At 69.3% G+C, this 21,865-nt stretch carries 20 protein-coding genes; 15 read left to right on the top strand and 5 right to left on the bottom strand.

Annotation, left to right across the window (positions count from 1 at the left end; translation table 11 throughout):
* Positions 1 to 117: 117 nt before the first annotated feature.
* Positions 118 to 1,365 (bottom strand): helix-turn-helix domain-containing protein, encoded by a 1,248-nt coding sequence (locus AB0H49_RS16125; protein ID WP_357251924.1) that lies wholly within the window; start codon positions 1,363 to 1,365, stop codon positions 118 to 120.
* 350 nt (positions 1,366 to 1,715) lie between these two features.
* Here AB0H49_RS16125 and AB0H49_RS16120 point away from each other — a divergent pair, with 350 nt between their 5' ends.
* The 9 genes from AB0H49_RS16120 (at position 1,716) to AB0H49_RS16080 (ending at position 11,125) form a co-directional block, all read left to right on the top strand.
* Positions 1,716 to 2,525, top strand: a complete 810-nt coding sequence (locus tag AB0H49_RS16120; RefSeq protein ID WP_357252134.1) for an ABC transporter permease — start codon at positions 1,716 to 1,718, stop codon at positions 2,523 to 2,525.
* Positions 2,525 to 3,388, top strand: coding sequence for an ABC transporter permease (locus tag AB0H49_RS16115; protein ID WP_357251921.1), 864 nt, complete (start codon positions 2,525 to 2,527; stop codon positions 3,386 to 3,388). The genes AB0H49_RS16120 and AB0H49_RS16115 overlap by 1 nt, the downstream gene beginning before the upstream one ends.
* A gap of 2 nt (positions 3,389 to 3,390) precedes the next feature.
* On the top strand, positions 3,391 to 4,422 hold the full coding sequence (locus AB0H49_RS16110) for an MlaD family protein (protein ID WP_357251918.1): 1,032 nt from the start codon (positions 3,391 to 3,393) through the stop codon (positions 4,420 to 4,422).
* A complete protein-coding gene (locus AB0H49_RS16105; RefSeq protein WP_357251915.1) occupies positions 4,422 to 5,429 on the top strand; it encodes an MCE family protein in 1,008 nt (335 codons plus the stop codon). The genes AB0H49_RS16110 and AB0H49_RS16105 overlap by 1 nt, the downstream gene beginning before the upstream one ends.
* Positions 5,417 to 6,454 carry an MCE family protein gene (locus tag AB0H49_RS16100; protein ID WP_357251912.1) on the top strand — a complete coding sequence of 346 codons (1,038 nt, stop codon included), beginning with the start codon at positions 5,417 to 5,419 and terminating at the stop codon, positions 6,452 to 6,454. Before AB0H49_RS16105 ends, AB0H49_RS16100 begins: the two co-directional genes overlap by 13 nt.
* Positions 6,454 to 7,536 carry an MlaD family protein gene (locus tag AB0H49_RS16095; RefSeq protein ID WP_357251909.1) on the top strand — a complete coding sequence of 361 codons (1,083 nt, stop codon included), beginning with the start codon at positions 6,454 to 6,456 and terminating at the stop codon, positions 7,534 to 7,536. Before AB0H49_RS16100 ends, AB0H49_RS16095 begins: the two co-directional genes overlap by 1 nt.
* Complete coding sequence (locus tag AB0H49_RS16090; protein ID WP_357251906.1) at positions 7,536 to 8,591, top strand: MlaD family protein; 1,056 nt, start codon at positions 7,536 to 7,538, stop codon at positions 8,589 to 8,591. The genes AB0H49_RS16095 and AB0H49_RS16090 overlap by 1 nt, the downstream gene beginning before the upstream one ends.
* Complete coding sequence (locus AB0H49_RS16085; protein ID WP_357251903.1) at positions 8,588 to 9,547, top strand: MlaD family protein; 960 nt, start codon at positions 8,588 to 8,590, stop codon at positions 9,545 to 9,547. Before AB0H49_RS16090 ends, AB0H49_RS16085 begins: the two co-directional genes overlap by 4 nt.
* Positions 9,548 to 9,685: 138 nt before the next feature.
* Positions 9,686 to 11,125 carry a molybdopterin-dependent oxidoreductase gene (locus AB0H49_RS16080; protein ID WP_357251900.1) on the top strand — a complete coding sequence of 480 codons (1,440 nt, stop codon included), beginning with the start codon at positions 9,686 to 9,688 and terminating at the stop codon, positions 11,123 to 11,125.
* Between the two features lie 143 nt (positions 11,126 to 11,268).
* On the opposite strand, the gene AB0H49_RS16075 is transcribed toward AB0H49_RS16080, so the two are convergent.
* Both AB0H49_RS16075 and AB0H49_RS16070 read right to left on the bottom strand, forming a co-directional pair.
* Entirely contained in the window at positions 11,269 to 12,087 is an 819-nt protein-coding gene (locus tag AB0H49_RS16075) for a MerR family transcriptional regulator (protein WP_357251897.1), read from the bottom strand.
* A 45-nt stretch (positions 12,088 to 12,132) separates the two neighbouring features.
* On the bottom strand, positions 12,133 to 14,109 hold the full coding sequence (locus AB0H49_RS16070; RefSeq protein WP_357251894.1) for a TPM domain-containing protein: 1,977 nt from the start codon (positions 14,107 to 14,109) through the stop codon (positions 12,133 to 12,135).
* 50 nt (positions 14,110 to 14,159) lie between these two features.
* On the opposite strand from AB0H49_RS16070, the gene AB0H49_RS16065 reads away from it, so the two are divergent.
* The gene (locus AB0H49_RS16065; protein ID WP_355000733.1) at positions 14,160 to 14,837 is read left to right on the top strand and encodes an MBL fold metallo-hydrolase; all 678 of its coding nucleotides are present in this window, start codon (positions 14,160 to 14,162) and stop codon (positions 14,835 to 14,837) included.
* 31 nt (positions 14,838 to 14,868) lie between these two features.
* On the top strand, positions 14,869 to 16,011 hold the full coding sequence (locus AB0H49_RS16060; protein ID WP_357251891.1) for a serine hydrolase domain-containing protein: 1,143 nt from the start codon (positions 14,869 to 14,871) through the stop codon (positions 16,009 to 16,011).
* A 10-nt stretch (positions 16,012 to 16,021) separates the two neighbouring features.
* Here AB0H49_RS16060 and AB0H49_RS16055 read toward each other — a convergent pair whose 3' ends face one another.
* On the bottom strand, positions 16,022 to 17,365 hold the full coding sequence (locus AB0H49_RS16055) for an acyltransferase (protein WP_357251888.1): 1,344 nt from the start codon (positions 17,363 to 17,365) through the stop codon (positions 16,022 to 16,024).
* Positions 17,366 to 17,428: 63 nt separating this feature from the next.
* On the opposite strand from AB0H49_RS16055, the gene AB0H49_RS16050 reads away from it, so the two are divergent.
* Positions 17,429 to 18,049, top strand: coding sequence for a transcriptional regulator (locus AB0H49_RS16050; RefSeq protein ID WP_357251885.1), 621 nt, complete (start codon positions 17,429 to 17,431; stop codon positions 18,047 to 18,049).
* A 115-nt stretch (positions 18,050 to 18,164) separates the two neighbouring features.
* Here AB0H49_RS16050 and AB0H49_RS16045 read toward each other — a convergent pair whose 3' ends face one another.
* A complete protein-coding gene (locus AB0H49_RS16045; protein ID WP_355000737.1) occupies positions 18,165 to 19,550 on the bottom strand; it encodes a glycine--tRNA ligase in 1,386 nt (461 codons plus the stop codon).
* A gap of 398 nt (positions 19,551 to 19,948) precedes the next feature.
* Here AB0H49_RS16045 and AB0H49_RS16040 point away from each other — a divergent pair, with 398 nt between their 5' ends.
* The 3 genes from AB0H49_RS16040 (at position 19,949) to AB0H49_RS16030 (ending at position 21,798) form a co-directional block, all read left to right on the top strand.
* Complete coding sequence (locus tag AB0H49_RS16040) at positions 19,949 to 20,932, top strand: hypothetical protein (RefSeq protein ID WP_357251882.1); 984 nt, start codon at positions 19,949 to 19,951, stop codon at positions 20,930 to 20,932.
* A gap of 83 nt (positions 20,933 to 21,015) precedes the next feature.
* On the top strand, positions 21,016 to 21,366 hold the full coding sequence (locus AB0H49_RS16035; RefSeq protein ID WP_067787209.1) for a metalloregulator ArsR/SmtB family transcription factor: 351 nt from the start codon (positions 21,016 to 21,018) through the stop codon (positions 21,364 to 21,366).
* 3 nt (positions 21,367 to 21,369) lie between these two features.
* On the top strand, positions 21,370 to 21,798 hold the full coding sequence (locus AB0H49_RS16030) for a Fur family transcriptional regulator (RefSeq protein WP_355000739.1): 429 nt from the start codon (positions 21,370 to 21,372) through the stop codon (positions 21,796 to 21,798).
* Positions 21,799 to 21,865 lie beyond the last annotated feature (67 nt).

Here is a 21,865-nt window from a genome sequence, read left to right as displayed (position 1 = left end):
AACGCCGACGACCCGCGTTGTGATCCTGGCACAAGTATCGGCAACCGTCTGAGTCGGTGTCACTGCATCGATACGAGAATACGGGCTGCCGCGTTAGTCACGCGGAACGAATCGCGGTCAGACCGGATCCGCCGCCGCGACGGCCGGCGGGTAGAGGCGGTACACCATCAACGCCGCCGCGAGCAGCCGGGATTCGGTGGGATCGGAGGGATCGAAGCCGGTGAGTTCGGCGACGCGTCGCAGGCGGTAGCTGAAGCTGTTGGGGTGCAGGTGCACTTCGGCCGCCGCCGCCTTGCGATCGGCGCCGTGACGCATGTGCGCGTCCAGCGCCTCCAGCAGATGCGGGTAGGGCTCGAGCGGAACTATGCGCTGCGCCAATCGTTCTCGGGACCGGCCCGGACGGGTCAGCTGATACTCCAGCATCAGGTCGTCCAGCACGTAGGTGCCCGTCGGGAGGCCGAGCGCCCTGGCGAGATCACCGAGTTCGGCGGCCTCGCTCGCGGCCGACACCAGTTCGTCGCGCGGTACCGATCCGGCGTCGATGACGACGACCGAACTGCCGAGCCGAGCCGCGAGCGCCGCGCCCAATTCCCCGTACGGCGGATCGATCGACGGGTCGGCGGCCGTCGGCAGCAGCGCGATACCGGTCGTGCCGTCGAAGGTGTTCAGCGCCGTGGTCGCGGCGAGGGTGTCGAGCGCCTGCTGTACCAGCCGGATTCGGCGGCGGGCCACTACTGTGTCGACCCTCGGGTCCGCCTGGTTGAACGGGACGACCTGGATGGCGAGCACGTCGTAGCGCTCCGCCAGTGCGATGTCGGCGCGGGCGGCCAGTTCGGCGGTCTCGACGCCGCGCAGCAAGGCGGCGCACAACAGCCTGCGGGCCTCCCGTTCGCTGCCGTAGATCGACTGCTCCACGTCGCTGTGCGTCTCGGCCATGGAGACGGTCATGTTGGCGAGCAACTCCAGCAGCAGATCGGAGAAGGCCAGCAGATCACGCAGGTCGTCGGGTTCGGCGAGCGTCCCCGCCTCGCGCCAGAGATGCCGCACCGATCCGAACAGCGCTTGGATCAACGCCCGCAACGGAATTCGGTCTTCGGCATGCCGCTGCACCACCGGCACGACCCACTCGGCCACTTCCTCGGGAGTGCACGCTCGTTTCTCGTCCAGCGCCGCGAGGAAGGCCCCCGCCCCGGCGACGATCGCCGGAACGACCTCGTCGTTGAAATGCCCGGCGGGCAATGCCTCGGCGCCGGGGATCGCCGCGATCCCGGCATCGAGCAACTCGGTGAACAGATCGGTGAGGCGCGGAAGGAGCCGGGTGATGATCGGGGCATCGATCGAGAGCGGTGACGGCAGTGCGGGCATTGCGGCATTTTGACCGCGACCCGATGTTGCTGCAAGTTCCCCTGACGGCCGAGATCGGCTCACGCGACAAAGCACGGCGCGGTGCGGAACGAATCGGTCGGCCGCGCCTGTCGGTGAGCAGGAGCGATACGTCGCGAATCTGGCGCACTTAGTCTCTGGAGACTAATCAGCACGGTCGATCTTCTCGCCGATGTGCAGTGACAAGGGTCGCGCCAGCCCCCTAGATTCGGACACCGGCCGGGCTATGGCTCGAGTCACAACCCGAGCAGTGCGGAAAGGGAGCGGCGAACTTGGTGGGGACCTTCCGCGATATTTCGCGAGCGGCAGCGGCCGACGGGGGTGGTCCGGCGATGTTGCGCACCGTTCGCGAGAACTTCTCGGAGACGGTCACGTCGTCGTTGCGGACCTTCGGTCGTGCGGTGGGTATCGCGCAGGAGTCGGTGGTCGGCGCGGTGGGGGATGTGGTGCGCCGGGAGTTTCAGTGGCGTGAGGCGATCTTGCAGGCGTGGCGGTTGATCACGGTGACGACGGTGCCCGCGATTTTGATGGCGATTCCGTTCGGGGTGATCGTGTCGATTCAGGTGGGCAATCTGATCCACACGTTGGGTGCGGATTCGTTGTTGGGTGCGACCGGTGGTTTGGGGGTGATCAAGCAGGGTGCGCCGATGGCGACGGGGTTTCTGTTGGGTGGTGCGGGGGCGGCGGCGATCGCGGCGGATTTGGGTGCGCGCACGATTCGGGAGGAGATCGATGCGTTGCACACGATGGGGATCTCGCCGGTTCATCGGTTGGTGATTCCGCGGATGGTGGCGATGTTGGTCGTGGCGCCGTTGTTGAACGTGTTGATCATTTTCGTGGGGGTGTTGGCCGGGTATGCGGTGGCGATCGGTGGGCAAGGCGTCACCCCGGGGTCGTATTGGGCGACGTTCGGGTCGTTCACGACGGCGGCGGATGTGTGGATGTCGTTGGTGAAGGCGTTGATTTTCGGGTTTTTGGTGGTGGTGATCGCGTGTCAGCGGGGGTTGGAGGCCAAGGGTGGTCCGCGGGGTGTGGCTGATGCGGTGAACGCGGCGGTGGTGTTGTCGGTGGTGTCGATCGTGTGTGTGAATCTGTTGTTGACGCAGGTGACCGCGATGTTCCTGCCCACGAGGCTGGCCTGATGACCGCGTCCTCCTACGTCCCCGCCGGGCTCGGCAGGCTGACCCGCCGACTACGCGCGGCCCGGCCGCTGCATCCGCTGGAGACCATCGGCTTCGCGGCCGGATTCGTCTGGCAGGCACTGAGTTCCATCCCGCTGACGGTCACCCACTATCGCGCCGAGACCATGCGCGCCATCACCAATATGACCTGGGGGCGCGGCTCGGTGATCGTGGGCGGCGGCACCGTGCCGATGATGATCGTGCTCGGCGCCGCGATGGGCGCGTCGGTCGGCGTCGAATCCTTCGCCACCCTCGACATGCTCGGCATGGGCCCGGTCACCGGGTTGATCTCGGCGTTCGCGACGACCCGCGAACTGGCGCCGATCGCGGCCGCGATCGGATTCGCCGCGCAGGCGGGCTGTCGGATGACCGCCGAAATCGGTTCGATGCGCATCTCCGAGGAGATCGACGCGTTGGAGGCGCTCGGCCTGCGTTCGGTGCCGTTCGTGGTGACGACGCGCGTGATCGCGGGCGCCATCGCGATCGTGCCCACCTTCCTCATCGCGCTGATCCTGTCCTATCTCGCCTGCCGCGGGCTGATCACGTTGGTGCACGGGCAGTCCTCGGGTGTCTACGACCACTACTTCTTCCAGTTCGTCTCCGGATTCGACGTGATCGCCGCGGTGTTCAAGGTCGCGATCTTCGGCACCGTGGTCATCCTGATCCATTGCTATTACGGGTTTTTCGCCACCGGCGGCCCGGAAGGCGTCGGCGTCGCGTCCGGCCGCGCGGTGCGCGCGAGCTTCGTGGCGATCATCGCCGTCGACATGGTCTTGTCCATCGTCTTGTGGGGCTTCAACGCCGCCATCAGTTTCACGGGGTAGGAATGCCGAATTACGGAATGCCCGGTGTCGCGATCGACCGCAAGATGTCGATGCGCACCGGGGCGGTCTTGCTGGCGGCGGTGGTATGCGTCGGCGCGGGTTGGCGCGGCTACGACAGCGTCCGCGAGGAGGACGGCCTGCGAATCTCGTTGCACACCGAGCAAATCGGCGACGGAGTGGTCGCGGGCACACAGGTCAGGGCCGATGGCGTGCTGGTCGGCGAGGTCGCCGAGATCGCACCCGACGCGCAGGGCACGCAGCGGATCACCTTGCTGCTGGACGACTCTCGCCTGGACGGTCTCGACGACAGCCTGCGCGTGGACTACGCCACCGGAAACGTCTTCGGCATCAGCGAACTCGAGCTGCGCCCCGGACCGGGCGGTGCGGCCCTGCGGCCGGGCACGGTGATCGACCTGACCGGTGCGAACGCCGCGGCCGCCTACGACGCGACGATGGGCAGCCTGCTGCGCAGCGTCTCCCGGGTGAGCGACGAGGTGCTCACCGCGCAGCTGACCTCGGTGCTTGCCCAGCTCGCGGGTGACATCCGGGCGTTCACGCCGCTGCTGCAGTCGATGGTGGTGCTGGCCCGCACGGTCGCCGACGCGCAGACACTGCCGCTGTCGTATCAGCTCGGCCAGTTCGGCTCGGCGCTGGGCGGCGCGGCGCCGTTCGTCGGCGCGACCCTGCAGGTGATCGATCAGGTCTATCGAATTCCGGTGCTGCGCACGGACCGCGAGCGCTTCGACGCGACCATCGACACGGTCGTCGAGCAGCTCTTCCCGGCCTTCGAACGGACGATGTACCGCGCGGGTGACGAGTTCGCCGAATACGCGGCGATGCTGACGCCCATTCTCGCGGCCGCCGCCGGGATGGTGTCGACGCCGGAGCAGTCCAGTGCCGAACTGCGCGAGTTGCTCGATCGGTTGCGCTCGGCCATGCCCGAGACCCCGGATGGTCCCGTCCTGAACGTCGACATCGACGTGCGCACGGTGCCGGTCCTGGCGCCGCTGCTCGGCGACGCGGGAGGCCGGTGATGATCTCGGTCCGCGCGGCTGGTCTGCGGCTCGCGCTGTTCGCGGGCGCGATGGTGGCGGTGCTCGCGCTGGTGATCACCGCGATTCAGCGCCCGGTGTCCGGCGACACCGACAGCTACCGGGTGGTCTTCACCGACGCCAACGGCCTGAAGACCGGTGACGACGTGCGCATGTTCGGTGTCCAGGTCGGCAAGGTCGAAACCATTGCGCTGCAGAGTAATCAGGCCCTGGTAGGCATCAGCGTGCGCCGCGCCTCGCCGGTCTACGACAACTCCAGGTTCGCGATCCGCTACCAGAATCTCACCGGACAGCGATACGTGGATCTGCAGCAGCAGAACACGCCGAGCGGCCGCACCGCGGCGGGATCGACGATCGGCGCCGACCGCACCGTGCCCTCGTTCGACGTGACCAGCCTGTTCAACGGTCTGAAGCCGGTGCTGGCCACCCTCTCGCCCGAGACGGTGAACCAGTTCAGCGAGAGCATGCTCGCGGTGATCGAAGGCAACGGCAACGGCGTCGGCCCCGCACTCGACGCCATCGGGACGCTCAGCAGCTACGCGATCGACCGGCAGCAGGTGATCTCGACGCTGATCAGGAACTTGTCCAAGATCTCGGACGAAATCGGTGGACGCTCACCGCATTTGGTGACGCTGCTGAGCAAGCTGGCCGACGTCTTCACCTCGCTGCAGATCAAGATCACCGGACTGATCGATTTCGCGGTCACCGCGCCGCCGGTCCTCGATCCGGTCGACTCGCTGCTCGCCACGCTCGGGCTCACCGAGGACGCCAACCCCGACCTGGACACCATCGTGCACACACTCTTCCCGGACCCGCGTGTCTTCGTCGACCTGCTCGGCAGGCTGCCCGCCCTGCTGGCCGGTCTGCGCGAGGCGCTTCCGGCGACATCATCGAACACCGCTCTGACGTGCAGTCGCGGCCGGGCCGACGTCCCCGGCGCGCTCGACGTGCTGATCGCGGGCCAGAAGGTGGCGATATGCAAGGGCTGACGCGCTTGTTCGACCGGGAACGCCCACGCCGCGACGAGGCCGCCACCAGAAGGCGCGACCTGCGCCTCGGCGTGCTCGGCGTGCTGCTCGTCGCGCTGGCCATGGCGGCGGTCGCGGTGCTGTACGCGGTGCCGTTCGGCGAGCGCACCTACACGGCCGAGCTCACCGAGGCCCAGTCGGTGCGTCCCGGTGACGACGTGCGCCTCGCGGGCATCTCCGTCGGCAGCGTCGAATCGCTGGAGTTGCAACAGGATCGGGTGCTGATGACGTTCACCGTCGACTCGTCGGTCTTCGTCGGCAAGGAGACCTCGCTGGACATTCGCATGCTGACGATCGTCGGCGGCCACTACGTGGCATTGTTCCCCGGCGGGAACGTCCCGCTCGGCTCCCGAACCATCCCGTCGGATCGAGTCCGCCTGCCCTACAGCCTGATTCAAGCCTTCCAGGATGCCGTCGAACCGATTCGCCGCGTCGACGGGACCGGCTTGCGCGACAACCTGGCCGCGATGGCGGACTCGCTCGAGGCGAGCCCGGACAGCCTGCGTCGCACGCTCGACGGCGTCGAGCATTTCGTCGACGTGCTCGATCAGCAGCGCGCCGACGTCTCGAAAGCCATTGGCATCGCGGACGAATACCTCACCGCCGTCGGCGCCGCGAAAGGTGAGCTGGGGCGATTGGTGGACAAGGTCAACCTGCTCGAGACGCTGCTGGCCGACAAACGCACCGAGGTGCGCACGGCGGTGGAGGCGCTGGACCGGGTGATCAGCAGGCTCGGCGCGCTGCAGCCCGCCTGGGGCGGCACGCTCCGGCCGATGGCCGAGCAACTCGCCGCGGCGGTGCCGGAACTGGAACGGCTCGGTGAACGTCTGCAACCGGTCATCGACGATGTGCACGCGCTCGGCCAGCGCCTCGGACAGCTCGTTCCGCACGAGGGCGAGGTAGTGATCGATCAGTCGAACACCACCGTGCAGGCGCCGCCGTCGGCCGAACCGATCTGCGTGCCCGTGGCCGGGAGGGTCTGCTGATGCTGGCGAAAGTCCTCGGATCTCGCGGATTCATGTCCGTCGCCGGAGCTTTGGTGATCGTGGCGATGGCGGCGGCCGCGTATGTGGTGGCCGCGGACCCCTTCAAGAGGACCGAGACCTACTGCGCGCTGATGCCCGACACGATCGGCCTGTACGTCGGTAATCACGTCACCATGCGCGGTCTGCCGGTCGGCGAGGTGACCGCGATCGAGCCGTCGCCCACCTCGGTGCGGGTGGAGTTCACAGTCGACGCCGACCATCCCCTGCTGGCGGACGCCGCGGCGACGACGGTTTCCGACACCATCGTCGCCGATCGTGAACTCGCGCTGGTGAATACCGGCACCGGGCGCTGGGATTCCGCGCGGTGCCTGACCAAAACGCTGACGCCGAAGAGCATGACGGAAACGCTCGGCGCGCTGGCCGAATTGTCCAGCGAGGTAACGGGTCCCGAGGGCGGTGAACAGAACGCGCTGGCCCGCGGCATCGGCGCGCTGAACGCGGCGACGGCGGGCACCGGCCCGCAGCTCAACGAGATCGTCCGCAAGCTGGGCGGCGCGCTGAACTCCCCGGATGCCGCCATCGGCCACCTGGCCGGACTCATCGACGCGCTGTCCTCGCTGTCGGGCAGCGTGGCCGCCCGCTGGGGCGACATCAAGTCGATGCTGCTGCGCCTCTCCGACGTGCTCGGCCAGGTGAACAACGAACTGTTCGGCCGGACCGTCGAGATCATCGACAGCTTCCAGCGATTGCTGCCGATGCTCAACGAGATCACGAGCATGTTCGGCGATCCGATCTTCCGAGTGCTGGACGCCACCGTGCCGCTGGTGCGGTTGTTGCGCGACAACGTGGACAGCCTGCGCGACATCGTCACCAAGGTCCCGGCGCTCACCGCGGCTATCGGCACCGTGACGGCGACCGGTCTCACCTACCTGCCACCGAAAGTGGCCCTACCGGAACAGGATGCGGCACAGGTGTGCGCGGCGATCAACGCGATCTCTCCCGGGCGCTGCGGCGCGTCGGCCGATGGCAAACCGCAGGTCGACCTGGTGCACTGGGTCCTCGGCATGGCGGGGGCGCGGTGATGGCTCCGAGGATTCGCCACGGCCTGCTCGCCGCGCTGCTCGCGGCCACGCTGCTCGGCGGCTGCGCGTTCGATCCGGCCTCGGTTCCCGTGCCGGGGGCCTCTGTATCGGGGCCGACTTACCCGATCCGCATCGAGTTCGCCAACGCCTTGAACCTGCCCGCGCGGGCCAAGGTCATAGCCAACGGAGCGCAGGTCGGCAACGTCACCGGGGTGAGCGTGGTCGATCCGGCCGCGACGAACGGCGGCGGCGGTTATGTCGTCGTGGAGGCGGAGATCGAGAAGTCGGTGCGGATTCCGACCAGCACCCTCGCCCAGCTGCGGCAGAACACGGTGCTCGGCGACATCCACATCGCGCTGGCCACTCCGCCCGACGGCTTCGGTTCGCTCCTCGCGGCGGGCGGGACCATCCCGCGTGCGCAGACGGTCCCGGCCACCCAGATCGAGGACACGATGGCGGGCGTCGCGACGTTCGCGCAGGGTGGGGCGATCAGCCAGTTCCAGGAGATCGTCGACCGGCTGAACACCGTGCTGCCCGCCGATCCCGCCGAGACGGCACGGATCTCGGAAACGGTGGGCGCCAACGCGATCGACCTCGCCGAACACCTGCGGGAGGTCGACATCTTCCTCGACGCGCTGACCGCCGATTCCGCCGTGGTGAGCCAGATGGGTCCGCAGGTCGCCGAACTACTGACCGAGCCCGCCGTGGAACAGGTTTCGGCCTCGGTCGCGTCCATCGTCGATGTCGTCGGGGTACTCGGCGCGCTGGGTAGCGTCGCGCATTCGCTGGTGTGGCTGGCCCCGCTGGCGCAGGCGGGTGATGCCGCGGCTCGCGCGTTCGTCCCGCTGGCCCTCACGTCGCGGCCGCTCGATCTCACCGCGCCGTCTAATCTGAATGCCCTCGTCGCGCTGATCCGCGATCGGATCATCCCGTTCGTCGAACGCGGACCGAAGGTGAACATCGTTGGGGTGACAGTGAATTCCGGTGACGTTTCCACCGACGACCAGGTCGAGCAGATCGTCGGGGCGCTGCGCATGATCGGAGCGGTGCGATGAAGGTCGGTTCGCTGTTGTCGCTGGGCGGGATCGCCGTCATCACGGTGCTCGGCATCGCCTATCTCACCTTCGGCGTCGTGCGGGTGGAGCCGCTGCGCGAAGACCTGCGGGCGACTCTGGCGCTGACCAATTCCGGTGGGCTTGAGGTGGGTTCGCCGATCCTGTTGCGCGGCGTGAAGGTCGGTGAGGTCACCGCGCTGCGGCGCGGGCGCGGGCGGGTGGAGGCCGACTTCGACCTCGATCGGCGCTACCGGCTTCCCATGGACAGCACCGTCGTCATCGAGGGACTGTCAGCGCTCGGCGAGCCGTACGTGGAATTCACCCCGAACACCGACGACGGTCCCTACCTGACCGAAGGCCAGGTGCTGGAAGGCCTTCGGGTGCGCGCGCCGCTCTCGACCCCGGAGGTCGCCCGCCTGGTCACCCAGGTGATGAACCAGCTCGACCCGAACGCCATCGGCGAATTCATCGACACCCTCGGCATCGCGATGGAGGGCACCGAATCGGTGACGCCCGGCCTCGCCAGATCCACCGACCTGCTGGCCGCGGCCATCATGAGCCGGTCACCGCAAATCGGGACCATCATGTCGGATCTGCAATCCATCGCGCCGGACATGGACTGGACCGGGCCTTCGTTCGACACGGCCGCACCGAACTTCGTCGAGTTCGGCCAACGGGTCGACCAGATCGCCCAAGCGGTGGGCCGCCTGGCACAGACCGGCGACACGCCCACGATGTACCTGGAGGGAAACGGGCTGGTGCCGTTCATGACTCGGCTCACCGAGTGGATCGCCACGGTGGGCCCGGAGGTGAAGCCGCTCGCGCCGATGCTCCAGCCGCTCGCCGACGCTGCGGCGCACAGCGCGCCGCAGGTCGATCTCAGCGCGCTGATCACGCAGGCGCTGGCGGCTACCGAACCCGAAGGGGCCGTGCGTATTCGGGTTGGTGTGAAGTAGCGGGCGCGTGGTCCGCCCACGAGACTGCCTGTTCCGCTCCCCCTGATCGGAAGCAATCGCCCTAGCCGAGCCTGCGGATTCGTGGACAATGCTGGGGAGACCACGTAGGCGATGACGCGGAAGCGGGTGTTTCGGGCGGTGCGGACGAACGAAGAGAGCGGCGGCCTCGGGGCGGCCGCGGTGGGCATGGCCGCCCTGGGGTTGGGGGAGGCGATCGCCGCTGTCAAGGGCGGATCCCTGATCGATACCGTCGGCCGGGCCATGATCGACACCGCGCCGGTGCCGGTGGTGGAGGCCACCGTCGTACTGTCGGGCAGGCACGACAAGGCGGTCACCCGGTTCGGCGTCGGCGCGGGTGTGATCGCCGCGACCGCCGCGGTGGGCGCGCTGCCGCCCCGCCTGCGCACACCGGCCGCGGCGGTGTTCGGCGCGGGTGCCGCGGGCTTGGCGCTGCGCAAGTCGACCAGGTCCGCGTCCACGGTCGCGGGGGCGTCGGCGGCGGCCGCGGTGCTGGCGACCGGTTTGCGCAGGCGCCCGCGCGGACTGCTCGGCAGGCTGGCGTGGACGGCGGCGGGCACGGGACTGCTCGCCGCGGCGCGGAAGCTGCACCGCGATCACGATCTCGAACAAGACGGTGTGATTCGGCGCGTCGGCCCGCTCGGCGGCATCGGCCTGGTGCCGGACGACGGGCTCGAGGAGCCCGGCCTCTCCCCGTTGATCACCACGGCGGGCCGGTTCTACGTCGCCGACGTGAACCTGCGCCCGCCGCGCATCGACCCGGACCGCTGGCGGCTCGCCGTCACCGGTAGGGTGGCGCACCCGCTGCGGCTGTCGCTGACCGAATTGACCGCCGACGCAGTCGAATTCGACGCGGTCATGGTCTGCATCCACAACCGGGCGGGCCAGGGCAGGGCGGGCAACGCACGCTGGTTCGGCGTGCCGCTCGCGCACCTGCTGAAGCACGCGATTCCGGAGCCCGGCGCCACCCGGCTGGTGACCCGCGCCGTCGACGGCTACACCATCTCGCTGCCCGTCGAACCGCTGCGCTCCGGTGAATTGCCCGGCTACCTGGTGATCGGCATGAACGGCGAACCGCTGCCGCCCGAGCACGGCTTCCCGGCCCGCGTCTTCGTGCCCGGACTCTACGGCCAGTACACCGGCGCGAAGTGGTTGTCCGAACTGGAACTGACCGACGACAGCCACGCCGACTACTGGGTCCAGCGCGGCTGGCCCGACGAACTGCTGTGGGTGGAGCCGCACGCCCGCATCGACGCCACCGCCTCCGGCCGCACCGTCGCGGGCACCCTCACCGTCACCGGCGTGGCCTGGGCGCCGCCGCACGGCGTCGTGCAGGTGGAACTCAGCGTCGACGACGGCGAATGGCGCCCGGTCGATCTCGGTACCGAACTCGCCCCCGCCGCGTGGCGGCGCTGGCGCACCACGCTCGAGCTGCCGCCGGGCTCGCATACGCTGCGCGCCCGCGCCATCAGCCGCTCCGGGCACGTGCAGGCAAGCGCCACCCGCGCGCCGTTCCCGTTGGGTCCCACCGGCATGCACTCGGTCACCGTGCAAGTCTGAGCCTGCCTGGCGGGTCGCGCGGTTGAATCGTTTGGACAGCATCCGTGCGCCGCGGCTACCGCGCAGGCCCGCCGAACGGCGGCGTCCCGGCCGAGTTGTACTCGAAAGGGCCGCCGCCGCAACGACTCCAGGCTGCGTCGCGCTCACCGGCTGGCGATCGGCTCCTGAAGTTCGGTGACCCATCCGGCGGGGTCCTCGGTGTACTCCAGGGTCACCTCGCGCGCCAGACCCTGCGAGCGGTAGCCGTTTTCGTCGATCCACCGGCCGAGCGCCTGCCACGGTTCCAGCACCTCGTTCATGCTGCCGCGGTGCACCACCGTGGCGGCCTGCTCGACGGCGGGCAGGTCGACGATCGAGAAGTCCTGTCCCGCATCGGGTTCCGCCGCGACCGGGAGTGCGGCGTGCACCAGCACCGACCCGTCGGCGCGTTCGTCGTAGTAGGCGATGGCGGGGCCGACCGGCGTGAGTCCCGCGCGCTCCAACCGCACGCACAGCTCCTCGAACAGCGGACCCACCACGGGCCCGATCGATCCCGGCTCGAAATCCGCTGCCTCGCCGGTCAATTCGGCGACCCGGACGGCCGGAACGGATTTGACGACCACATCGTGCACGGGCATGGCGCCCTCCTTCTCGATGACGCGAAGTCTCGTTTCGACCTGGACGAGCCGTTCCCGGTCCGCCGCGATGCGCTGCTCCAGTTCCGCGTGCCGCAGGGTGAGCATGCCGCGCAGTTCCGCGCCGCTCACCTCCTCGTCGAGTATCCGGCGCACCTGTTCCAGAGTGAAGCCGAGTTCCTTCAGCGCGACGATGCGGTTGAGCCGGGCGAGCTGTCCGGCCGCGTAGAACCGGTAGCCGGTGGCGGGGTCCACCACGTCGGGCCGCAGCAGCCCGATGCCGTCGTAGTGGCGCAGCATGCGCACCGACACCCGTCCGTGTCTGGCGAAATCTCCGATGCTGAACATGACGCTCTCCGGTCTACGGCCTCACACGGTGTCAGGGTCAAGAACTCAGAACCGCCCGCCCCGGCTGACTCGCCGCGACCCGCTGGAACCGCCGAACGAGCCGGGCCGGTATCCGCCGCCGGAGCGATACCCGCCCGCCGCGCCGCGCAGCAACCCCTCCAACAGGATGCCGCCGAGCACCGCGCCCGCCTGGGCCCCACCCGAAGGCGGCCTGCTCGTCTCCCACGCCCGCACGCTGGCCTGCGCCTCTTGTAGCGCGCGGCCCGCCAGGTCGGCCGCTGTCTGCGCGTGCCGCAGCGCCTGACCGGGATCGGTGCCGCCGAGCCGTTGCGCCGCATCGAGATTTCGCTGCGCCTCGGAGAGCCGGGTGCGGGCGTTCACGTCGATGCCGCCGCGCCGGGTGGTGAGGTAGTCGGACGCCGCGGCTACCCGGGTGCGGGCATCGGTGAGCGCCTGATCGAGGCGGCGGCGCAGGTCCTCGACTGCGAGTTTGCGGTCGGTGGCGGCGGCGATGGCGCGATCCAGATCGCCGTCGGCGGCCACCGCGTCGTGGAAGGCGTCCAGCGGGTCGGCATCGGCCGTGGCCGACGCCTTGTCCAGGGCTTGCCGCGCTGACACGGTCGCGGTTTCCAGCTCGGCGCCGCCGAACGCGACGAGCTCGGTGGCCGCGTCGATGTCCTTGCGCAGTTCGTCCAGCGCGGCGGGCAGTCCGTCGCGGGCCTGCTGGATCGTGGTCGCCGCGTTGTCGACCGCGTCCAGCAGCGTGCGCGCCTGGCCGATGGCGCCCTCGGCGGCCCGGATCGCGCCGACGGCCGCGCCCTGTTCGCCGACCGGCCGTGTCAGCGCGGCGCGTCCGGCGTCGACGTTCTGTTCGGCGAAGGCGATGCGTTCGCGCGCCATCGCCGTGTTGTCGCGGATCGGGGCGAGCACGCTGGCTGGATGCGCGGCGGTGAGCCGGGTCAGCTCGGCTTCCGAGGCGGGCACGCGGCCGGTGAGGTCGACCAGATCCCTGGTCAGCGCGTCCAATCGGGCTGGCGCGTCGATCAGCAGGTCGCGCATCGCGTCGAATTCGGCTACCCGCCCGTCGAGTTCGCGATCCGCGCGGCCGACGAGACCGATCAGTTCGATCAGCAGACGGCGCTGGTCGGCGGCGGTCTCCGGAATGTCGTCATCGAGCCGCTGGCGGATGGCGAAGGCCTTGGCGGCGGCGGTTTTCGCGTTGTCCAGCGCGGTGGTGAACGGCGTCGCGGCGGTCGCGCCGAACTCGCCAACAGCCAATTCCAGTTCCTCGGCGCTGGTGCGCATCGCGTTGTCGAACTCGACGAGCACCTCGCGAGACCGCTCGTGCAGCGCCTCCAACGGGAGCGCGGCGAGGGCGGCGCTGTCGTCGGGATCCACCTTGCGCGCCGCCTCCAGCTCGGCGCGGTTCCGATCGCGGCGGCGCTTGCGCGTGTAGAGCAGCAGCGCGCCGAGTACCGCGGCGACGACGAGGGCCAGGATCAGCAGCGTACGAACGCTCACCCCGCCCGCGCTCATCGCCGAGTTCAGTCCGTCGGCGGTCGCGATGCCCGCGGCGGCCCAGTCGCTGTCGCGCAGCGCGGGTTCGACCTCCCGGGTCAACAGTTCGTCCAGTTCGCTCTCGCTGATGTCCGCGGGCAGGTCGCCGTAGAACCAGTAGTCGCGCGAGCCGGTGGCGACCGCGAGCAGCAGATCGCGGGTGCCGAAACCGGAAGCGGCAGCGGTGCGTGCGGCCCACGCTTCGGCGCCGAGCCCGTCGAAATCGCGCACGTAGCCGATCCACAGGCGGACCCGCCGGTCGTCGTAGAGACGGTCCACCGCGGCTTGGACCCGGTCCTGTTGGCCGTCGTCCAACACGCCCGCGCTGTCCACGACATAGGTGTCCATCCGGCTCGGCGGCTCCGCCGTGGCGGTCGGCGCGCCGATCAGCGCCGTGGCCAGCAGCAGGAGACCGACCGCCACCGGGGCGGACCAGCGGACGCGACGTTTCGGCTGCGACGGCACCCCATGAATCTATCCCCGGTTCCCGGCGAATCAGTGGATAGCATCGTGGCGTGATCACGATCGACCGCCCCTACACCGGCCACGTGTCCGCGGGCTCGAACCCGCAGCAGCGCGATCTCGACGGCGCGCGCATCGTCAAGATGTCCGTCGGCGGCATGGACAACAACGTCTACCTCGTGCAGTGCGCGGCCACCGGCGCCGCGCTGCTCATCGACGCCGCCAACGAACCCGACCGCATCCTCGAGCTCGTCGCCCAGGAAGCGCCTGGCAAGGTCCGGCTCATCGTCACCACCCACCAGCATCCCGACCACTGGTGGGCGCTGAAGGAAGTCGCCGCCGAGCTCGACGTCCCCACCGCGGCGCACCGCCTCGACGCCGACCCGCTGCCCGTCACCCCCGACCGCCTCCTCGACGACGGCGACACCGTCGAGATCGGCGACCTCACCCTGACCGTCATCCACCTCAGCGGCCACACCCCCGGCTCGGTCGCACTCGCCCTCCCCGAAGAACCCGGCCGCATCCACCTCTTCACCGGGGACAGCCTCTTCCCCGGCGGCGTCGGCAAAACCCACAGCCCCGAAGACTTCACCTCCCTCTACACCGACGTCACCACCAAACTCTTCGACCGCTACGACGACGACACCGTCGTCTACCCGGGCCACGGAGACGACACCACCCTCGGCACCGAACGCCCCCACTTGGCGGAGTGGCGCGAGCGCGGCTGGTGACACACGCTGTAGAACGTGTTCTAATTTTTGTGTGAATTCTGTTGCCGGTACCTGCGATCCCGCGTTTCGGGAGGTGCGGGAGGTATTCGCGGCCAGCTTCGCGGACGGGCAGAACCGCGGGGCGGCGGTCGCGGTGTTCGCGGGCGGACGGCCGGTGGTGGATTTGTGGGGTGGGGTCGCCGACGAACGCAGCGGGCGGCCGTGGCTGGCTGATACTCCGTGCGTCGCGTTCTCCTGCACGAAGGCCGTCACCGCCACCGCCGCGCTGCTGGTCATGGAGCGCGCGGGGACCGGTCCCGAAGAGCCGGTGCGGCGCTGGTGGCCGGAGTTCGCCGCGCACGGCAAGCACGCGGTCACCGTCGAGGACCTGCTGACCCATCGCGCGGGACTGCCGGTCTTCGAGCGGTCGCTGACCAAGTTCGACGCGGCCGACCCCGCTGCCATGGCGGCCGAACTCGCGGGACAGGCTCCGGTCTGGGAGCCCGGCGCCAAGCACGGCTATCACGCGCTCACCTTCGGATGGCTGGTCGGCGAGCTGGTGCGCAGGCGTACCGGCCGGACCGTTCCGGAGTTCGTCAGGGAGCATTTCGGCGCGGAACTCTGGGCGGGCCCGGACGAGATCGCGAACGCCGCTCGCCTCGGCTTTCCGCCTCCCGCCCAAATGGATTGGCGGACAGAGGATTTACCCGAGTACCCCGCCGTGCGGCGACTGGTCGAGTCGTATCGCGATCCCGACTCTCTTCTGATGCGCGGGTCGACGAATCCCACCGGCTCCTACAACGATCCGACCGTGCTCGCGGGCGGCTGGCCGGGCTCCGGCATCGTGACCACACCGCGCGCGCTGGCCCGTTTCTATCGCGATCTGATCCGCGGCGACCTGCTGCGCCCCGAGACGCTGCGCGACGCCGTGCGCGAACGAGTGCGCGGTGCGGACGAAGTCCTCGCCCTGGACAGCGCTTTCGGCCTCGGCTACATGCGCCCGTCGCTCAACTTCCAGCTCCCGAAGAGCGCGCGTGCCACCGCCTTCGGCCATCCGGGAATGGGTGGCTCGGTCGGCCTCGGCGATCTGGAACACGATCTCGCCCTGGCCTTCATCCCCAACCTGCGCCGGGATGGTCTCGCGGGCGACCGCCGCGCCTACGATCTCGTCGCGGCGGCCTACGCGGCGCTGTAGCCAGCGGCGATCAGGCGTCGATCGATACCGCCGCCAGATCATCGAGCTCCCGGCGCACGGCCGACGGCAACCGGTCTGCGAGCGGTCCGCCGCCGAGCACGCCGACGCACAGGCGGTCGGCGAAGGTGTAGACGAGGAAGGTGACGGCCGCCGACGGTCCCGCGGAGGGGCGCGGGTGGGCGGAGAGGTAGACGATCTCGTAGTCGGTGAGGGTGAGCGCGGGGGGCGTGCGGAAGCGGGGCACCCTGCCGGTGTTGGTCACCGCGACGTGCCCGGCCAGCGAGCGAGTCGCGGTGGGACCGAAGAACTCTGGGAAGTGCAGGACCGATTGCTGGACGATGCCCTCGGCCAGGTCGTGGCGCAGCCGTGCCGAAATGCGCTGCGCCAGTTCGACCACGTCGCTCGCGGTGGTGACGTCGGCGACGAAGGCGGCGAGTCCGGCTATATTGGTGCCGTCCGCGGCGGCGATCGGCGGATTCAGCCGTGCGCGCATGTCGACCGGGTACACACACCGCAGCGGCACGGAATCACGCGGCCTCGGCTCGTCCGGAGTGGCCTCGCGCGGCGTCGCAGCGCGTGAACTCGACCAACCAGGGCTCGAATCTTCGTGCCCCCAAGCGGTTTCGGCATACGCACGCAGCAGCGCGGCCGTGATGAGCCCGTTCACGGTGATGCCGTGCCGCCGCCCGAGTTCCACGATGCGCGCCGTCGTCCCCGGCTCGAGAATCGTTCGCTCCGGTCGCGCCAGCGCGGCGGGCGCGGGAGTCGGCGGCTCGGGCGGCAGGACCGGCGGGTGTTCCAGCGGCCGCGACGCGGACTCGAGACCGGACACCGCCGACCGGGGAATGCCGTGCCGGGCGGCGTACCACTCCAGCGGACGCGGATAGTCCTGCGGTGCAATGTCCTTCGCGATGCCGGACACCTCGTCGGTGTAGCGGTCCCACAGCCGGGCGAGCAGCGCGACGCAGTGGCCCGCGTCGGCGACGGCGTGGTGCGCGTAGAGCGTCACGCGGGAGCGGCCGTTCTCGATCACCACGTCGAGGTAGGCGAGCTGGACCGACGGATCGAGCGACTCCTCCGGCAGCCCGACGGTCGCGGTGTCGCCCGCGCGGACCCACGCGCCCACCGCGCTCCCCGCCGGGCGCAGCAGGTGACCGGTCCCGGCGGCGTCCTCGCCGATGCGGCAGCCGAGGATCGGATGGGCGCGCAGCAGCGCGTCGAAAGCGCTTCGCAAGGCCGTGCTATCGAGCTCGCCCTCGACCAGAACGGAGCGACCGGTATAGGTCGCGTGCCGCACGAAACGCTGCTCGGACGGCGCGAGCACCCGCACCGTATCGTCCGCTGTCCACCACACACCGCCCAGAGTGCGGCAACGCCGGGTCCTGCGCAAACCGGGCAGTACGGAAGACTGACGGACATGAGTCTCGCCGCACATCTGGAGGAAATCGGCCGCCCGCTGGTCGCCGAACAGCGCGCCCACCCGACCGTGGCGGGTATCGCCGCGGGCGATCTGCCCGAGCCGGTGTTCCGCTCGTGGCTGGAGCAGGACTACCTGTTCCTGCTCGACTACGTGCGGGTGTTCAGCAGGCTGGCCTGGCAGGCGCCCGCCGCGCACCTCGGCGATCTGGTCGACCTGGCGCACGCCACCTTTCACGACGAGCTCGCGCTGCACCGCTCGCTGGCCGCGGAGTTCGGCGCCGACCTCGACGGCGCGACCAAGGGCGGACCGTGCGCGAACTACACCGCCTTCCTGCTGGACTCCGCCGCGAACTACGGCGAAGGCCTCGCCGCGCTCTACCCGTGCATGTGGGGCTACTCGACGCTCGGTGCAGAACTCGCCACCGACCCGCCCGCCGAGCCGCGATATCGGCGTTGGGTCGACACCTACGCCGATCCCGGCTTCGCCGCGCTGACCCGCCGCTGCGCCGAGATGCTCGACGAATCCGGCGTCGATCCCGCGCGCGCCGAGCTCCTCTTCCGCGAAGGCATCCGCCACGAGCTGGCGTTCTGGGACGTTCCCCGGAAACCAACCGACTGAATGTCACCTCCACCCCGCTGGGACGGGGTGGAGGTGACATTCAGTCGGAATCGGCGCATAGAGGGAAGCGACGACCCGCGACCGGCAGCGCGGTCGCGGGTCGTCGCGGTGAAACTCAGACGCCGATGAGGTGCTGGGCGAGATAACCCTCGACCTTGTCCAGCGCGATCCGCTCCTGCGCCATCGAGTCGCGCTCGCGGATGGTCACCGCCTGGTCCTCGAGGGTGTCGAAGTCGACGGTGATGCAGAACGGGGTGCCGATCTCGTCCTGGCGGCGGTAGCGGCGGCCGATCGCGCCCGCGTCGTCGAACTCCACGTTCCAGTGCTTGCGCAGCTGGGCGGCGAGGTCCTTGGCCTTCGGGGTCAGGTCGGCGTTGCGGGACAGCGGCAGCACGGCGGCCTTCACCGGCGCGAGCCTGCGGTCCAGCCGCAGCACGGTGCGAACGTCCACGCCGCCCTTGGCATTCGGCGCCTCGTCCTCGGCGTAGGCGTCCACCAGGAAGGCCATCAGCGAACGGGTCAGACCGGCCGCGGGCTCGATGACGTACGGGATGTAGCGTTCGTTGGTGGCCTGGTCGAAGTAGCTGAGCTCGGTGCCGGAGTGCTCCGAATGCGTCTTGAGGTCGTAGTCGGTGCGGTTGGCGACGCCCTCGAGCTCACCCCACTCGCTGCCCTGGAAGCGGAAGCGGTACTCGATGTCGACGGTGCGCGTCGAGTAGTGCGACAGCTTGTCCTTCGGGTGCTCGTAGAGCCGCAGGTTTTCCGGGTCGATGCCGAGATCGGTGTACCAGGCCATGCGGGTGTCGATCCAGTACTGGTGCCACTGCTCGTCCTCGCCCGGCTTGACGAAGAACTCCATCTCCATCTGCTCGAACTCGCGGGTGCGGAAGATGAAGTTGCCCGGCGTGATCTCGTTGCGGAAGCTCTTGCCGATCTGGGCGATGCCGAACGGCGGCTTCTTACGCGCGGTGGTCTCGACGTTCTTGTAGTTGACGAAGATGCCCTGCGCGGTCTCCGGGCGTAGGTAGTGCAGGCCCTCCTCGTCGTCCACCGGACCCAGGAAGGTCTTGAGCAGACCGGAGAAGTTGCGCGGCTCGGTCCACTGGCCCGGGTCGCCCGTCTCGGGGTCGCGGATGTCGGCGAGGCCGTTGGCCGGCGGGTGGCCGTGCTTCTCCTCGTAGGCTTCCAGCAGGTGGTCGGCACGGTAGCGCTTGTGCGTGATGAGCGATTCGACCAGCGGGTCGGTGAAGGTCTCGACGTGACCCGAGGCCTGCCACACCTGGCGCGGCAGAATCACCGACGAGTCGAGGCCGACGACGTCCTCACGGCTGGTGACCATGGCGCGCCACCACTGCCGCTTGATGTTCTCCTTCAGCTCGACACCGAGCGGACCGTAGTCCCATGCCGACTTGGTGCCTCCGTAGATCTCACCGCACGGGTACACCAGACCCCGGCGCTTGGCGAGGTTGGCAACGGTGTCCACCTTCGACTTGGGTGCCACGCGAGATTTCTCCATCCACTGCGAGTCGGATTTCATTCACTGCATCGCATCTTTTGCACTGAATGCTATAGATGACCTCCAGCCTATCGGCATCGCGCAATCGACTTTGCACCGCCAGCCACCTGCACAAGATCACGCGCGCGGCGTCCGCTTCTCGAGCCTCCCCCGATCGACACTCCCGAACCTGGTTCGTCGGTAGCTCGCGCACGGCCGGAGTGGAGGCGGAGGTACACCCGACCGATCCGCGGCCCCGGGACGCGCGACCGTCGGGCGGGTGCGATCATGTTCCGACGGACCGCCGGGATCGCCCCGGCGCCAACGTTTTTGCCGAAGACGGCCGGGGCGGGGTGGGGCGCTGAGCTCCGAACGATTCGGCGGGTAGTACATAGGGGTGGGCCGTGGCCGATCTGCCACCGGATCTGTTCGATTCCGACTGGGCGCGCGAAGCCGAGCGCCGCGCTCTGCGCGATCACCGGCGCGCGACCAGGGTGCGCAAGGCCCGCCGCCTGGCCAGACCCAGCCGCGGCGCGCTGCTCTCGACGCTCGCGCTCAGCCTCGCGGTGGTGCTGATGTGGGCGGGCTTCGCCTTCCTGGACGGGACGGCGCCGAGCGCGAGCGCACCGTCCGCGAGCACCGCGAGCACGTCCACCGCGCCGCTGCGAAAGAACGCCGAGATCGATCCGACCAGGCCGTTCGCCGACACCCCCGCCGCCATGTGGCGCGAGGGCGCTGGCGGCATCGAACCGCCGCCCGCGATTGCCGTCGGCAAGTATTCCGCCGAGCAGGTCGGCCAGTTCATGGAGCGGGTGCGTCAGCTGATCATCACCGCGCGACTGGATCGCACGGTGCTGGAGACCGGCGACCCGACGCCGGTGCTGGCGTTGCTCGCGCCGATGATGGTCGAGAAACTGGCGGACAGGCTGGCGCCCGGCCACGAGCGCAAGGCATGGTACGTGTCCGAACGAATCGCGCCGGGCTTCCGGCTGCTGCCCGTGCAACCCCGCGTCATCGGATCTATGACGCCGACGATCAACGCCGAAGGCGAGCTGGTCGTGCGGACCAACTACCTGGTCGCCTACGCGTTCGAAGCGCCCGAGCCGCAGAAACTCGACGGCCCGATGGACATCGTGGCGCTGGTCCGCCAGGAGATCGAATTCCGCTGGATCGACGACCCGAAGTACGCTGCCGACGCGATGGGCATCTGGTTCGGCGAGGTGGACGGTTTCAGCTACGCGGTCGGCTGCGCGCAGGGCAACCTGGGCTTCCTCGCACCGGCCTACACCAACCCTCCGGGGACGAATTCGGCGACGCCGTCCGCGCGCCGCAGCGAGGAGTACTTCGACCCGAATATTCCGATGCCGGACGAGGACGGTTGCCCGTAACCCGTCGCCCGGCGCGCCGCGTTTGACATGCGCACCTGTGCATATCAAAATGGGATCGCTTTCCAATAAGGAGTTGGTTCCCGATGACCGCCGAGACGGCCGCCGCGCATTCGCACACACCGTATCGCTCCCCCGGACCCGCGCCGGTGCCCGCGCGCACCGTCTTGGAGGACGCGGGCGAGTTGCTCCGCGCCCTGGCCGCGCCCGTGCGCATCGCCATCGTGCTACAGCTACGGGAGTCGCCGCGCTGCGTGCACGAGCTGGTGGACGCGCTCGGCGTGACCCAGCCGTTGGTGAGTCAGCATCTGCGCATCCTCAAGTCGGCGGGCGTCGTGCACGGCGAGCGGTCCGGCCGCGAGGTGCTCTACGAGCTCGTCGACGACCACCTGGCGCATATCGTGGTCGATGCCGTCGCGCACGCAGAGGAAGGGTGATCCGTGCAGGAGAAGACGTTGGACCCGCAGAAGCAGGTCGGAATCCGCAGCACGCGACAGCGCAGCGCGATCGCCGCGCTCCTCGGTGACATCGACGAGTTCCGTTCCGCCCAGGAACTGCACGACGAGCTCCGTAAGCGCGGCGAGGGCATCGGGCTCACCACCGTCTACCGGACCTTGCAGTCGCTGGCCGACGCGGGCCTGGTCGACGTCTTGCGCACCGACTCCGGCGAGTCGGTCTACCGGCAATGCTCCACTGGGCACCACCACCACCTGGTGTGCAGGCACTGCGGCCGCACCGTCGAGGTCGAGGGCCCGACGGTCGAGGCGTGGGCCGAGGCCATCGCGTGCGATCACGGCTTCACCGAGGTGAGCCACACCATCGAGGTCTTCGGCACCTGCCGGAGCTGCGCCAAGACACCGCGCGACTGACGAACGCGACGAAGAAGGCCACCCGCTACCTCGGAAGCGGGTGGCCTTCTTCGTTGCGTATACGACC

Origin of the sequence: Nocardia sp. NPDC050713 (assembly GCF_040654315.1) — a bacterium.
Taxonomy (GTDB): Bacteria; Actinomycetota; Actinomycetes; order Mycobacteriales; family Mycobacteriaceae; genus Nocardia.
Note: the sequence above shows the minus strand (reverse complement) of the source record. Positions and strands in the feature narration are given on the sequence as shown.